Here is a 15,363-nt window from a genome sequence, read left to right on the forward strand (position 1 = left end):
TATCGTATAGATTATGATATGCAATAATCTATTCAAAGACATTTATTACTTTGTTAAATATATCTTTATTTTCCTTTATCCTGTCTTCACCACCAAGAACACATATATATTGTTCCTTCATACAGCTATCCACCACATTTGCTAAAGACCTAATTGAATTTATATTAGTATCTAATATTTCTTCTCTTTCTCTTTGCAAATCTTCTGTAGTTATTCGACTAAAGTAATTAGCTGCAGCTTTTTCTGCTTTCATGGATGGAGTAAGAGGTGAATCTATATCACTAATAGTTCCTATTATATATTTAGTCATTTCACGTTCATCTGTGTTAAAACTCTTTAAATATTTTACTGCCCCATCATAAACCTGAAGAGTTCCTCTTAAATTAGGATCTCTATAGGATACAAAATACATATTTCCATTTCTATTAAAGCCGCCAAAGCATCCATAAGCTCCTCCCTGTACCCTAACATTATTCCATAGATAATCATAACTTATAATAGTTTTAAGTACTTGCATAGCCCCAGTATATTCATATCCTAATTTTCTATAGTTATAGCCCTTTGCATTATATTGTACTTTCCCAGAGGTCATTAATCCCTCATTTTCAGGCTTCAAATTAAAATTATATTCATAACACTGTAATTTTCTGCTTCCAAGTCTATTGTATAGTATTGAGAAGTTATCTCTAAAATATTTATATTCTTCTTCCTGCATAGCTACACTTACAGTAAGATTTTCTTTATTAAAAATAAGCATTGAGACTTCCTTTAGTTTATTTACTATATTTTCTTTTTCACTTTGGAAGTTCTTCTCTAGCTCCACTATAAAATGATAGAAAGTTAATCCTGTTACACTTTCTAAGTAGCTTCCTACAGAAGAAAAATATGAGGCTACTCTTCCAGCAGTAACCATATGTCCTCTATCAAATATGGTCATTTCCATTCTAGATTTTAGTTCAGAAATTATCTCCTTTATACGGCTGTAATCTTCAAATTTGCTGCTTTCTATTTCTTCTCCTAGGAGTTTAAACATATCAGGAAGCTTTTCCGTCAAAGCCTTAGCCTTTATTTTTAACATTGGCACAAATCCATCTAGCTCTTTACTATCTGAATATGCTGTTGCAGTATAATATATTCCTCCAGTGTGTATATTTACTTCATTAGACAATTCTTCATAACTGTATTTCTTAGTACTAACCTTCCCTAGCACACTAGATAAAAGCCCTACATAAGGTATTAATTCCTGGGGTACTACTGTAGTATTAAAATATAAATTTATATAGGCAATTTTATTTGTAAATATATTATGTTTAAGTATCTTTATACCTGATTCTTCCCCCAATTCTAAAGGTAATTCCTCAGTATTTCTCTCTATATCGTCTATAGAAAGTAGTGGTATTTTTTTTAAACTCTCTGGAGAATCAGAAGTTGTTTGCCTTTCTTTTAACTTAGTAGTTTCTTCTATTAAGTTATTTATTTCTTTCTCTGAAAGCTTTTCCTTATAAGATTTTAGATTCTTCTTTAACTGCTCTTCTTTTTCTTCACCTAATCCCTTTTTAGGTTTTACTATAAGCAGAGAACTATGGTTGTTATTTAATATATATTCTTTTATTAACCTTTCAAAATAATTAGACCTTAAAGCTTCCTTTACTTTTTCTAACTGCGGCTCGTAGTTAAGATGCATAAAAGGATTTCCATCATATAACCAACTATCCATACACTTTATTCCATATATAAGACCTGTAGGATATCCCCCAAAATCCGCTTCTCTTAAAGCAAATTCCTTTATATTTATTGAAGATTCTATGAGCTTTTTATCTATCCCATTTTCCACCAAATCCTTTAATGTATTAAATACCACTTGTTTAAATTCATCTTTTTTATCCTCATTAGAATTTTTTACTACCACACTAAAAGAAGGCTGCAAAATACTACTATCAAAGATTCCAAATACATCTTTTCCTATATTAGCCCCAATAAGAGCTTTTTTTAATGGAGCTGCTGGAGTTTCCAAAAGCAAATGCTCTAATATATCAAAAGCAAGATATAGCTCCTTGTCTGTAGATTTTCCTACAGCAAAATTTAAGCTAAGAAAGGTCTTATCCTCTTCTTTTTCATTTGGAGATATAGGATAATCTACTGTCATTTCTCTCATTTTAGGGAAGGAAGGCTGTATCTTTATGCTAGAGTCAATATTAAGCCTGTGGAAATCCTTCAAGTAATTATCTTGAATAAATTTCAGTTCTTCTAGAACATCTCCATCTCCATATAGGAATATATAGCTATTAGATGGATGATAATACTTTTTATGAAAGTCTATAAACTCTTCATAACTAAGTTCAGGTATAAAATCTGGATCTCCTCCAGATTCCACCCCATAAGTAGTATTAGGAAATAAGGATTCTGATATCTTTCTCATTAATATAGATTCCGGTGAAGAATAAGCACCCTTCATTTCATTGTAAACTACACCTTTGTATGTAATATCGCTATTCTTATCCTCTAACTCATAATGCCATCCCTCCTGCATAAAAATTTGAGGATAATTATATATATTAGGATAGAAAACTGCATCTAAATAGACATCCATAAGGTTAAAGAAATCTTTTTTATTTCTACTAGCTACTGGATACATGGTCTTATCTGCAAAAGTCATAGCATTTAAAAATGTATTTAAAGATCCTTTTATTAATTCTACAAAAGGCTCCTTTGTTGGAAACTTCCTTGATCCACATAGTACAGAATGCTCTAATATATGTGCAACACCAGTACTATTCTTAGGTGGTGTTCTAAAAGCTATTGAAAATACTTTGTTGTCATCTTCATTTTCTAACTTTAATAATCTGGCACCAGTTTCTTCATGCTGAAATAATAATGCTTTTGAATTGATTTCCTTTATTGTACTCTCTTCTAATAATTTAAATCCATTATACATTTTTCCTATTTCTAAAGTCATTTTTTATCCTCCTAATCAAATATATTAATATAAAACATTTCCAGGGGCTCATAAACTATAGTATTAGTAAAATTATAATAAAAAAACATTCTATTATAATTATATTATGCCATAAATATGAAGAGTTTTTTATATTTATTTTAAAAACTATAATATTTGTCTATATCTTGTATAAGTTGCATTATAATAAATTTTTTATTAAATTTATTTAAATTACTCAAAAAGCGCATTGACTTTTTATGCTATTATTGCTATTATTTAATTAAATAAAGTCGAATATTGTTTAAAGGGAGGAATTTTTTGATGAAATCAACTGGTATTGTAAGAAGAGTTGACGAGCTTGGAAGAATAGTCATTCCAATCGAGTTAAGAAGAACTCTTGATATTGAAATAAAAGATTCTTTAGAAATTTTTGTAGATGGAGAACATATTATATTAAAAAAATATAATCCATCCTGCATTTTTTGCAGCAATGCAAAGGATGTAGTAAACTACAAAGGCAAAAATATCTGTAAAAGCTGTCTTGAAGAACTAAAATCAGGAAGATAATTGTATCTTTCTATTATACACCTATTGAAAAAAGGTACATGCCCCCATGTGCCTTTTTCATTTAATTTTTTTGAAATAAAGTTAATTATTTGATTCTTATCACGATAAGATTGGGGAGTGCAAATCTTATTTAAAAAGGTTGCGTCGCAACCTTTTTAAAATTGGAGGCTTTACAAAATGAATAGATTAAAAAAATTAATTGTTATTTCATGTATTACTACTACAGTTATGAGCAATCCCTTTACTGTTTCAGTAAAGGCTTATAGTAATAATCTAACACCAAATACATTTAGCAGCGCTTATAATAATGATAACATATTTACCACCTGCGGATATAAAGGACAATGTACCTGGTTTACCTACGGTAGAGTTTTGGAAAAGCTAGACACCAAATTACCTAAAGAGTTTTATGGTAATGCTGTAGATTGGTGGTACAGCAATTTATCCAAAAATGATTATCCTTATGGCACAAAACCAAAAGCTAATTCCATAGCTGTTTGGTCTGGCGGAAACTCAGGTTATGGTCATGTAGCCTTTGTAGAAAAGGTAGAAGGTAACACTGTATATTTTAACGAAGGTAACTTTTCCGTACGAAGGGACTATGATAAACAGTTAAAATCCCTTTCCAAAGAAAATATGAAGAAAAGAGGAAACTTATATCTTAAAGGTTACATATATTTAGAAAACAATGATGAACCAGAACATATTTCTTCCATAACAGAAAAGTATAAATATGGTACCCCTAAAATAAATAGGGGTTCTGCATTAAATATAAGGTCAAACCCTTCCACTAGTTCTAAAATATGTGGTACATTAAAAAGTGGAGATATTTTTACAATACTTTCAAAAGTAGGAGATTGGTACAAAATAAAAATAAATGCTACTTATGGTTATGTAAGTAGTAAATATGTAACTCTTACTTCCAAGACGCCGTCTTCTACAAAACCTATTGTTGATAATAAAAAATATGGTACTCCTAAAATAAATAAGGGTTCTGCATTAAATATAAGATCAAACCCTTCCATTAGTTCTAAAGTATGTGGTACATTAAAAAGTGGAGATATTTTTACAATACTTTCAAAAGTAGGAGATTGGTATAAAATAAAAATAAATGCTACTTATGGTTATGTAAGTAGTAAATATGTAACTCTTATTTCTAAGACGCCATCTTCCACAAAACCTATTGTTGATAATAAAAAATATGGTACTGTATCTTTAAATAATAAAAATTCAAGATTAAACTTTAGAACTTCACCTTCTAAAAAAGCTAAAATTATGACTTCTCTTCCAAATGGAACTAAAGTGCAAATATTAGGAAACACTAATGGATGGTATAAAGTAAACTATAATGGATTAACAGGTTACCTTTCTTCTCAATTGGTAAAGGTTCTATAATTATAAAAGGTATAAGGTGATAAATTGGACAATAAGGTAAAAATAAAGATATCTGAAAAAGCATATGATAAAATTATGGAATTGTTAAATATTCATAAGGAATATGACTGTGTAAGATTTTCATATTCCCCTGGATGTTGCAAATCCCCCAAGGTTTCTATATTGCTTGATAATGCGGACAATATTGATATTATAGATAAAATAGAGAATATTACCCTTATATATGATGATAATCTAATAAATAATATACGAGAAATTCAATTAATTTATAAAAATAATAGTTTTGCAGTTAAAGCTTTACCTAGAAATAATGAATTCTCCTGCAATAATAAAAATCATAATGATGATTCTTCATGTGACAGAGTATGCTCGAAATGCAGTAAAAAATGTAACTAAAGAAATAAAAACTATTGAGTTTTATGAATACAATTGCTATACTAATAATTAGTATACTAATTACTTTTAAAGAGCTATAATTTTAAAATAAAAGGAGTGATTTATAATGTTAACTACATTAAAAGCTACTGCAAAAAAAACATCTAAAGGATTACAGGTAGAATCTAATGCAAGAAGATTTAAGGTATTATTGGACGAGCCTGAAGAACTTGGTGGAACTGATACAGGTATGAACCCTATGGAACTTGTTTTATGCGGCTTAGGAGCTTGCCAGTCCATAGTAGCTGCATCTTTTGCTAAAAGCCAAGGAATAGATCTTCAGGACTTCTGGGTAGAATTAGAAGGAGATTTTGATTCAGATGGTTTCTTAGGACTTTCTGATGTAAGACCAGGATATTCAGAAATTAGATTTAGTATGCATATAAAGAGTAGCTCTCCAGAAGAAGAAGTTAAAAAATTCGCTGATTTCATAGAAAAAACTTGTCCTGTAGGAGACAGTTTAGCAAATACAGTTAAATTAGTTAGATCTGCTGTTATAGTTGAAAGATAATATAAAAAAAATTGAGACCAATTTTTTAAAATGTAAAATAGTAAAGAACAAAGCTGATATTAATTCAGTCTTTGTTCTTTTTTTATTTTAAAAATTATTAACTATTTTCTATGATCTTAATTGTTTTTTATTATTTACTTTTTAGCTTTACATAAAATGTTATCTCATTTCCTTCACATTCTGCCCATATATCTCCACCATGAAGCTTTACTATATTTTTGGAAATGGCAAGTCCTAAACCACTTCCTCCAGTGGATTCGGATCTAGATTTTTCTACCCTATAGAATCTATCAAATAGTTTGTTTAAATCTCCTTTTGGTATATTCTCTCCTCTATTTTTTACATAAAAGATTCCATATTCCTCTTCCTTATACAATCCTATCTTAATATCTCCAGGTTTATAGCTATATCTAATAGCATTCATAATTAAATTTTCAAGAACCCTCACTAGTTTATCTCCATCAACTTCTGCAATAATATCTTCTTTAGCTATGTCCTTTATAATGAATACATTATTCTCCTCAAAAATTGGTACAAATTCTTCTATAAGCTGCCCCAACAATTCATTTAAGGCAATATTACTTAAATTTAACTTTATCCCCTCTCCTGAAAGCTTAGTGTATTCAAAAAGCTCATCAATCAACAGCTTAAGCTTTTCCGATTTATTATAAGCAATATTAATATATTCCATCATTTGTTCTTCATTTTCAAACTTTTTATCCTTTATTAAATTTAAGTATCCAAGTATAGATGTAAGAGGAGTTCTCAAATCATGAGACACATTTGTTATGAGTTCACTTTTTGTCTTTTCTATTTCCCTTTCTCTTTCTATTTTATTATTTAATTCATTAGCCATAAAATTAATATTATCAGTTAAGTTAGTCAATTCATCTTGTCCATTTTTTTTAATTTTATAATTTAATTCTCCCTTAGCCATGTACATAACTCCTAATGCAATGTCTTGAATATATCTTACTTTTCTTCCTGTTATGAAGTAAAATAAAAATATGAAAAATATTACAGATAGTAAAAGAGCAAAAAAAGATTTCTGCTGTGGATTATATTTAGTCTCTATTTCACCTTCCGGTATGCCCTTGACTATAACATATGCCCTTCCATCATTAAAATCCACTGGATAGAAGCTTACAAACTCACCCATATTACCCCCATCTTTATTATAATTTTTATACTCATAATAATCATATTTAAAGGTAGTGGCATTTTTAATTACAGTGTGAATATCCACCTGAGTTTCATCTGCATTCTTTGATTTATATAATACTTTACCAGATAAATCTGTAAGCAAAATTTTATATCTATTATCTCCATAGGAATTAATTATACCCTGTATTTTTCCCTTATCATTGCAACTAATTTTTTCTTGTTCTAATTGGTTTCCTATATTTAATGTTTCATCTGACATATTTCTAATGCTGCTTGAATAGTTTATCACTGAGTAACTACTAGTCCTTGCAAAATATGAATTAGTAAAGGTGAAAACTATAAAAGCCGCAGATAAGCATATTCCAAAAACTACAATGAGTTCCCATCTAATATTTTGATTAACCCTTTCCTTTAGATTGAAATATATTTTTTCTATCTTAGCTATAATAGCCCTAAAAGGCTTGGTAAAAAACCTCCATAACCACCTAAAAAGTCTTAGTTTCATGATTCACCTCATATCTCATATGTTATTTTATAAATTGTCAACCTTATATCCTACTCCCCAAACAGTTTTAACATATTTAGGTTTTCTTGGATTATCCTCAATTTTCTCACGAAGTTTTCTTATGTGTACCATAACCGTATTATCAGATTTAAAAAATTCTTCTTTCCAGACTCTTTCATATATTTTTTCTATGCTAAATACAATACCTTTATTTCTTCCTAATAGTTCTAATATATCAAATTCCCTTGGAGTCAGCTTTACTTCCCTATCCCCTACAATAACCTTATGAGTATCCGTATTAATTATCAATTCATCTATTTCTATAATGCTTTCATTCTCAATAGCCATAGGAACATTAAACTTTTTATATCTTCTCAGCTGAGATTTTACCCTTGCTATTAGCTCCAGCGGATTGAAAGGCTTAGTCACATAATCATCAGCTCCTGCAGTAAGTCCCCATATTTTATCCATATCTTCACTTTTAGCAGATAACATAATTATAGGCATATTCCTCTCTTCTCTTATTTTCATGCAGGCTTCTATACCATCCATTTTAGGCATCATTATATCCAATATTATTAAGTCTACCCTTTTCTGTTCTAATATCTTAAGGGCTTCCTCTCCATCTTCAGCCTTTAAAATCTTGTAGCCTTCATTTCCTAAATATATTCCTATTAAATCTCTAATTTCCTTTTCATCGTCTACAATTATAATAGTTTCTTTATCCACAAATACCACCCTTCCTATTAACATTGTAACAAATTTGTCCATTTCATGTTAACACAAACACATTATAAAATAGTTGTTTATATTCTTAATAATTCCTTAATTTTTTTATATATTGACAATATTTAAAGCAACGTATACACTGTATATATACAATATATACAGTATATACGCAAAGTAGAGGAGAATGAAAATGAATATAATTATATCTAACTCTTCTGGAGAACCAATTTACGAGCAGATAGTAAAACAAATAAAAAACTTAATACTTACAGGAGAGCTTACAGAAGGAGATTCCTTACCTTCTATAAGAAACTTAGCTCAAGAACTAAGGATAAGTGTTATTACAACAAAAAGAGCCTATGAAGAATTAGAAAAAGAAGGCTTTGTAGAAACTGTTCCTGGAAAAGGTTCCTATGTAGCAGGACAAAATAAAGAATTACTGAAAGAAAAAAGAATGAGACTTATTGAAGAAAAACTATCCCAGGTTGTAGATGAAAGTAAATTAATAAATCTTAGCTTAGATGAGCTTATAGAAATGCTGAAAATATTATATGAAGAAATTTAGGGGGAATGTATCATGAGTAATATATTAGAAATTAAAAATTTAAGAAAAGAATATAATGATTTTTCTTTAAAGGATATTAGTTTTAATTTAGAAAGAGGCTATATCATGGGATTTATAGGCCCCAATGGAGCAGGAAAAAGTACCACTATAAAGCTTATAATGAATCTCATTAAAAAGCAGTCAGGGGAAATAAAAATCTTTGGTAAAGACAATATAAAATATGAAAGAGAAATCAAACAAAAGATAGGCTTTGTATATGATGAGAACTATTATTATGAAGATTTAACTATACGTGATATAAAAAGAATAATAGCTCCCTTTTATAAATACTGGGATGAAGCCGCCTTCAATAGGTATTTAAAAGATTTTAATTTAAATCCAGCAAAGAAAATCAAAACTCTATCTAAGGGAATGAAAACGAAATTTTCTTTAGCTGTTGCCTTATCACACAATGCGGATTTAATAATTATGGATGAACCAACATCAGGTCTTGACCCTATATTTAGATGTGAAATATTAGATATATTATGTGAACTAATTCAAGATGAAAATAAAAGTGTATTCTTCTCCACTCATATAACCACGGACTTAGAAAAGATAGCAGACTATATTACATTCATCAATAATGGTGAAATAATCTTCTCAGAAAGCAAAGAAAAAGTCCTAGATAAATATGCCATTATTAAAGGTTCTAAAGAACTTTTAGATAGTGACACTGAAAAAGAATTTATAAATATTAGAAGAAATTCCTTTGGTTTTGAAGCTTTAACTGACAATGTTGATAAAATAAGAAGGCTTTTTCAAAAAGATGTGGTTATAGATAAAGCTTCTTTAGAAGACATTATGGTTTATACAGTAAACAAATAAAAGGGGTGTGTGTATGTTAAATCTTATTTTTAAAGATATAATAGTTCAAAAAAGAAGTCTATTATTTATATTATTTTATCTGATTATATGTATATTTTCCTTTAAAGGTATGCCAATAGGCGTATTTTTATATATAGTAACTATAACTTTAATTTTCTTCCTTATCACTGGCTCTTACTCCTATGATGAAAGAAATAAAAGTGATTTAGTAATAAGCAGCCTTCCTATTACTAGAAAAGAGATTATAATATCAAAGTATATTTCCGTAATACTTTACAATATAGTAGCTTTAGGGGTTATGACTATATTTATGCTTGGAGTAAAAATCTTAAATATATCTTTAGATACTCAATTCTTTAAATTAAATGATGTAATTAATGTTTTTATTGCTTCATTGCTTTTAGCTTCCTTTATGTTTCCTATATATTCAAAGTTTGGTTTTACTAAAAGTAGAGTAATAACCTTTATTACCTATTTTTCCTTATTTGGATTTACAACCAGCATAGCTAGTAGTTCAAATAGGAGAGCTTTAAGTTCAATATATAGATTTTTACAAGCCATTTCCAGTAATAGTTATATATTGTTAGCTGTTTCATTTATAATTTATCTTCTATCTATGTATTTTTCAATAAAAATATATGAAAACAAGGAATTAGCTTAATAATTATAGAGAAGGTGATTGTATGTTTAACTTAGTTTTAAAAGATTTCTTACTGCAAAAAAAGATAACCTTATTTACCATAGTCTATGCATTGTTTTTTACTATAATATGCTGTTTAAATATGGCTAACTTAGATAAACTAGCTTTATTTCCTATATTCGGAATTGTATTTTCTACCTATCTATCTGTATTTTATATGATTGGTTATGAAGAAAAGAATAAATCTTTAGTGATGATAAATAGTTTACCTTTAGAAAGATCACAAATAGTTATTTCTAAATATATTTCTCTAATATTTTTTATTATTGTAAATGCATTAACACTATATTTACCAACTTTTCTTTTGGGGGTAATATTTAGAAATAATCAAATATATTCATTAAATTATAGTATTTTAATAGTATTTATTGCTATACTTCTCATACTATTTTCCATATATTATCCACTATATTTTAGATACGGGTACAACACTATGAGAATTTTTTCTTTTGCTATTTATATTTTAGCCTTTACCACACCTAGTTTTATACAAAAGCTTATAAAAAATAACAATCCATTATTGCATAAACTTATTAACTATATCTCAGTAAATCCAAGTAAGGCTATATGGATAACCCTTATTCTATCAATATTGATTTTTATCATTTCTTTATATGTTTCTATAGTAATATACAAAAACAAAGACGTTTAATCTAAAAAGCTCAGGATAATTTCCCGAGCTTTTCTAAACTGTATTAAATTGTTTTTCTTTCAATATTTCTTTTAGTAATTCTTCCCCCTTGCTTATCAACTCTTCACCTTTATCTCCGTCCTCAGGGTAAGCTACTAAAGCTTGTTCTACATAATAATCCTTTAATCTAATATCTCCTAGTTTTAACTCTTCATAGGTTTTGTTTACTTTTTCCTTGATTACCTTACCTTTTCCTTTGCTGTATCTAGGTAGTATTGCTATAAATGTTGTAAAACCTAATTTAGTAAATAGCTCAGGTTTATTAAATAACTTTTCCATATTTCTATAAAATAAATCATTTAATATTAAATACTCTTCATTAACTCTAACTTTCTCTTCTTCTTTAGATTTAGTAAAGGACATTATTAAAATAGATATTTCATAACTCTCCTCTTTAGCTTTTTTAATTTCTTCTTCTAGGTAATCCCTAAAATCAATAAGAATAGTTTCTTCTCCCCCTCCCCATTTGCCACCATTCTTTATACATTTTGTTATTCTATCCACCAGCATATTGTTATCATAAGGTTTTAATATATAATCTGCGGCACCGCTTCTCACTGATTCCACAAAGGATTTTCGCTTATTCTCTGAGGTTACCACCATAATAGGTATATCTATATTCCTTTCTTTAACCTTTCTCATAACCTGAAGACCATCTTCTCCATAAAGATTCAATTCCAAAATTATCAGATCTATAGAATTTCTATTTTCATATAATCTATTAAAAAAATCAAAAGAATTATAAGCTTCTATAACCTCTATATCATTTTCTATTAGAAGCTCCTTTAGCCTATACCTGGAATAAGCTAAATTTTCTAAAATAATAACTTTTCCCATACCCTATCACTCTCAATTATTTAAATATTTCTTTTAACCTTACTATAGTCGTTGTTTAATTTCAACTCTTTATAATCATTAATTATTAATTTCCCTTATACCATGCCACCATCTACAGTAATAATTTGCCCTGTTATATATTTAGAATTATCACTAGCTAAAAATACCACAGTATTACCTATATCTTCACATTCACCAAATTTACATAGTGGTATTTCCTGCTGTAGTTCATTTACATCTTCTTCGGATAACCAACTATTCATGTCAGTATTTATTACTCCAGGAGAAATGGCATTTACCCTTATGTTAGAAGGTCCTAACTCCTTTGCTAAAGCCTTAGTAAATGAATTAATTCCTCCCTTAGAAGCAGAATATATAACTTCACAAGAAGCACCTACATTTCCCCACATGGATGAAATATTTATAATAGATCCTACCCCTTTAGAAAGCATATGGGGCACTACACTATGACAACAATTAAATACTCCCTTTAGATTAGTATTTATTATTTCATCCCAATCCTCTTCCTTAGCATCTATAAAAAGCCCCACCTTAGAAACGCCAGCATTGTTAACTAATATATCTATCTTTCCAAATTCTTTTATTATTTCTTCTATCATATTCTTGCTTTCTAAATAAGACCTTACATCAGCTTTAAAGGCTTTAGCATATCCTCCTATTTTATTTAATATATCCAAGGTTTCCTCTGCTCCACTTTTGTCCTTTCTGTAATTTATAATTACAGAACAGCCTGCCTTAGCTAACTCCAATGCTATACCTCTGCCAATACCTCTAGATCCTCCTGTTACTAAAGCAACCTTTCCAGATAATAATCCCATATACATAGCCTATACACTTCCATTTCTATAATTAATAAGCATAATATCTAATCTAAATATAAAAACTAATTATATAATACTCCATATTTTTTTTAAAGCACAGAGTATGGAGATAAAAGATATTATTTTTCGATTATTAATTTTCACTTTCTAATTAAAAAAGCTTGACTTTTGGAGAAAGCTTATGTTATTATATTATTATCAAATAACAATTATTAAATAATATAATTTATTAGGAGGTAGTACATAATGAAAGCTAAATTTCAAAATAATCCAGTAACATTAACAGGTAGTGTAGTAAAGGTTGGAGATAACGCTCCAGATTTTAAAGCTATAGATAACAATTTAAAAGAAGTATCACTAAAGGACACTAAAGGAGTGAGAATTTTGCTTACAGTTCCATCTATCGATACTCCAGTTTGCGATTTAGAAGTAAGAACCTTTAACGATAAAGCTGCATCTGTAAAAGGAGTATCTATATATACCATATCCATGGATTTACCTTTTGCACAAGCCAGATGGTGTGGTGCTCATGGAATAAACAGCGTAACTACTCTTTCTGATTATAAAGATAGATTAGTAGGCAAAAATTATGGAACTTATGTAGAAGAATTAGGATTGCTCGCTAGGGCTGCTTTTGTTATAGACAGCAATAATAAAGTGGTATATGTTGAATATTTAGAAGAAATTACTAATCAGCCTAATTTTGAAGCTATTCTTAAAGCTGCTAAGGAAGCTAAATAGCCGATAAATCCCATTTCATAGATAATGAATAAGGAGAATTTCTGCAATACAGCGGAAGTTCCCCTTATTTATTGTTTATTGTTTGTTAATATCCTCTCTTTCTACAACAGGTAAATTTTGAAGATTATTATTTATATCATTATCTGGAAGACTCTTTAAAAATTCTTCTCCTAGCTTTGATACTCCTACACTAACTCCTTTTATTGCACTTTGTTTAGCTAAAGTAACTGCTTCCTCTTTAGATACTATCTCTCCATTTTCCAATTTATATGCTGCTATTTCTCCCTGTTCATCCCTAACCACCCCTACAATAGTGTGAGCGAAAGTTTGATCTATATACATAAAAATACCTCCTCAATTTAGATTAATTTTTTATTTCTATGTTTAACATAAAACGTATATCTATAGTATCTCCTAGGAGCAAAAAAATATAAACAGAGTTCTTGGCTTCAGAGGAAATTTTTACTCCCCCTGAAGCTTAGAAATCGTTATCCAGGGACGTAGCCGCTCTTTACTCCCACTTTAAAGAAGAAGATGGGAGTATTAGAGCGGGTAGTCATCGGATAAATATTTAAAGTAATATAAAAATAATACGAAGACTTAATAATATAGGTGATATTTTATGGCTAATGATTTTGAAAAAATTTTAAAAGACAAAAAAGTTATAAATAAAGAAGATGTATTAAAACTAAAAAATTATATAAAAATCAAATTTAAAAATTTCTCAAGTAAAGATCAAGCTTCTATTTTATCTTCTACAATAAACGATATAATTATAAATTCACTAAAGGATATAAAAAACGATTTAAAAAACCAATTGAGAATAGCTATTTTAAAAAATACTTTTCTTGATAACAAAGATATAATATGTCTTTATGATGTTTTTTTAGTCATTACCTCGGAAGAATTCAAAGATAAAATAAGTGTAGATAACATTTGCAAATGGCTTCAGGCGTCTATAGATGTGCATATAACTGAGACAGAACTGAAAACTTATTTAGGATTTGATAAAAAAGATAATACTTGCGAAGCTATAGTTCATCCTGTTTTAGCTGAGGAAAAAGTTATAGGGGAAGTAACTAACGTAAATAGTGTACCAGGAAATAAAGGAGTAAATAAAAGCAATAAATTATATAGGATAATTGCCCTATGTACCTTAATCTTTTTAGTAACAGGCTACAGCTATAAAAAAATAGATAATAATATGGTTAATTTAAATAAAAATACAGAAATTATTAAACTAAAAAGTGATCTTAAAGAAATGTCATTTGAGGAGCAAAATACTTTTCCAGGTATCCCCAAATACTTTGAGTATAAAGATATTAGCACAGAGAATTTAAAGAATTTTTTAAACAGTAAAAACTCTATTTTAGCAGATGAACCTTATTTTTCTGCTATATTAAAATCATCAAAAGATTTTAATTTAAATCCTCTTATTTTATTTGCAATAACAGGACAAGAACAACACTTTGTGCCTAAATCTGAAAAAGACGCTAAAAAAATAGCCAACAATCCATTTAACGTATTCCATAGTTGGCAGGAATACAATACAAATATAAAGGATTCATCAACAATAGCAGCAAGAACCGTAGTAAATCTATGCAAAGACCGCCCTCCAAAAGAAGACCCATTTAAGTGGATAAATCAAAAATATTCAGGAGATAAAAATTGGTGGAAAGGTGTAAAAGCTATTTATGAAGAGCTGAATGCAATTGTTAAAGAATAAGCTTAAGAAGTGAAGTGCCTAGCGAGAACGTCCATAGATTTGTGTAAATTATTATAGATGTGATTAGATTAACTGGAAATTACTATGGGGGACAAACTCCTGTAGTAATTTTTATTTTTTTGGGCATTACTAAATAATGAGATTTTGTGG

16 protein-coding genes are annotated in these 15,363 nt (G+C 28.7%); 10 read left to right on the forward strand and 6 right to left on the reverse strand.

The genetic code is table 11. The annotated features are described in order from the left end of the window. Nucleotides 1-28: 28 nt before the first annotated feature. Nucleotides 29-2,956: an insulinase family protein gene (locus tag CLLI_RS05205; RefSeq protein ID WP_106063172.1), complete on the reverse strand. Its 2,928-nt coding sequence runs from the start codon at nucleotides 2,954-2,956 to the stop codon at nucleotides 29-31. Nucleotides 2,957-3,259: 303 nt separating this feature from the next. On the opposite strand from CLLI_RS05205, the gene CLLI_RS05210 reads away from it, so the two are divergent. The 4 genes from CLLI_RS05210 (at nucleotide 3,260) to CLLI_RS05225 (ending at nucleotide 5,846) form a co-directional block, all read left to right on the forward strand. Further along, nucleotides 3,260-3,505 (forward strand): AbrB/MazE/SpoVT family DNA-binding domain-containing protein, encoded by a 246-nt coding sequence (locus CLLI_RS05210; RefSeq protein ID WP_106063173.1) that lies wholly within the window; start codon nucleotides 3,260-3,262, stop codon nucleotides 3,503-3,505. A gap of 177 nt (nucleotides 3,506-3,682) precedes the next feature. Next, nucleotides 3,683-4,900, forward strand: a complete 1,218-nt coding sequence (locus CLLI_RS05215) for an SH3 domain-containing protein (RefSeq protein ID WP_106063174.1) — start codon at nucleotides 3,683-3,685, stop codon at nucleotides 4,898-4,900. 24 nt (nucleotides 4,901-4,924) lie between these two features. Further along, nucleotides 4,925-5,296, forward strand: coding sequence for a hypothetical protein (locus CLLI_RS05220; RefSeq protein ID WP_106063175.1), 372 nt, complete (start codon nucleotides 4,925-4,927; stop codon nucleotides 5,294-5,296). Between the two features lie 106 nt (nucleotides 5,297-5,402). Then, the gene (locus CLLI_RS05225) at nucleotides 5,403-5,846 is read left to right on the forward strand and encodes an OsmC family protein (protein ID WP_207655079.1); all 444 of its coding nucleotides are present in this window, start codon (nucleotides 5,403-5,405) and stop codon (nucleotides 5,844-5,846) included. 130 nt (nucleotides 5,847-5,976) lie between these two features. Here CLLI_RS05225 and CLLI_RS05230 read toward each other — a convergent pair whose 3' ends face one another. Both CLLI_RS05230 and CLLI_RS05235 read right to left on the reverse strand, forming a co-directional pair. Continuing rightward, a complete protein-coding gene (locus CLLI_RS05230) occupies nucleotides 5,977-7,515 on the reverse strand; it encodes a HAMP domain-containing sensor histidine kinase (RefSeq protein ID WP_106063177.1) in 1,539 nt (512 codons plus the stop codon). 27 nt (nucleotides 7,516-7,542) lie between these two features. After that, nucleotides 7,543-8,244 (reverse strand): response regulator transcription factor, encoded by a 702-nt coding sequence (locus CLLI_RS05235; protein ID WP_106063178.1) that lies wholly within the window; start codon nucleotides 8,242-8,244, stop codon nucleotides 7,543-7,545. Nucleotides 8,245-8,434: 190 nt separating this feature from the next. Between CLLI_RS05235 and CLLI_RS05240 the strand changes: the two genes are divergently transcribed. The 4 genes from CLLI_RS05240 to CLLI_RS05255 are packed head-to-tail and all read left to right on the forward strand — an operon-like array spanning nucleotide 8,435 to nucleotide 11,028. Next, a complete protein-coding gene (locus CLLI_RS05240; RefSeq protein ID WP_106063179.1) occupies nucleotides 8,435-8,809 on the forward strand; it encodes a GntR family transcriptional regulator in 375 nt (124 codons plus the stop codon). Between the two features lie 12 nt (nucleotides 8,810-8,821). After that, entirely contained in the window at nucleotides 8,822-9,676 is an 855-nt protein-coding gene (locus CLLI_RS05245) for an ABC transporter ATP-binding protein (protein WP_106063180.1), read from the forward strand. Nucleotides 9,677-9,689: 13 nt separating this feature from the next. Beyond that, entirely contained in the window at nucleotides 9,690-10,337 is a 648-nt protein-coding gene (locus CLLI_RS05250) for an ABC-2 transporter permease (protein WP_106063181.1), read from the forward strand. Between the two features lie 22 nt (nucleotides 10,338-10,359). Further along, a complete protein-coding gene (locus CLLI_RS05255; RefSeq protein WP_106063182.1) occupies nucleotides 10,360-11,028 on the forward strand; it encodes an ABC-2 transporter permease in 669 nt (222 codons plus the stop codon). A gap of 33 nt (nucleotides 11,029-11,061) precedes the next feature. Here the strand turns inward: CLLI_RS05255 and CLLI_RS05260 are convergent, their stop codons facing one another. Together CLLI_RS05260 and ymfI are read right to left on the reverse strand one after the other, a co-directional pair. After that, on the reverse strand, nucleotides 11,062-11,904 hold the full coding sequence (locus CLLI_RS05260) for a response regulator (RefSeq protein WP_106063183.1): 843 nt from the start codon (nucleotides 11,902-11,904) through the stop codon (nucleotides 11,062-11,064). 95 nt (nucleotides 11,905-11,999) lie between these two features. Continuing rightward, nucleotides 12,000-12,743 carry an elongation factor P 5-aminopentanone reductase gene (gene ymfI / locus CLLI_RS05265; protein ID WP_106063192.1) on the reverse strand — a complete coding sequence of 248 codons (744 nt, stop codon included), beginning with the start codon at nucleotides 12,741-12,743 and terminating at the stop codon, nucleotides 12,000-12,002. Between the two features lie 249 nt (nucleotides 12,744-12,992). Between ymfI and tpx the strand changes: the two genes are divergently transcribed. Further along, nucleotides 12,993-13,487: a thiol peroxidase gene (tpx, locus tag CLLI_RS05270; protein ID WP_106063184.1), complete on the forward strand. Its 495-nt coding sequence runs from the start codon at nucleotides 12,993-12,995 to the stop codon at nucleotides 13,485-13,487. A 75-nt stretch (nucleotides 13,488-13,562) separates the two neighbouring features. Here the strand turns inward: tpx and CLLI_RS05275 are convergent, their stop codons facing one another. Continuing rightward, complete coding sequence (locus CLLI_RS05275) at nucleotides 13,563-13,829, reverse strand: DUF3892 domain-containing protein (protein WP_106063185.1); 267 nt, start codon at nucleotides 13,827-13,829, stop codon at nucleotides 13,563-13,565. A gap of 280 nt (nucleotides 13,830-14,109) precedes the next feature. Between CLLI_RS05275 and CLLI_RS05280 the strand changes: the two genes are divergently transcribed. Further along, complete coding sequence (locus tag CLLI_RS05280; RefSeq protein WP_106063186.1) at nucleotides 14,110-15,213, forward strand: lysozyme family protein; 1,104 nt, start codon at nucleotides 14,110-14,112, stop codon at nucleotides 15,211-15,213. Nucleotides 15,214-15,363 lie beyond the last annotated feature (150 nt).

Source organism: Clostridium liquoris (assembly GCF_002995785.1).
GTDB lineage: Bacteria > Bacillota > Clostridia > Clostridiales > Clostridiaceae > Clostridium_AO > Clostridium_AO liquoris.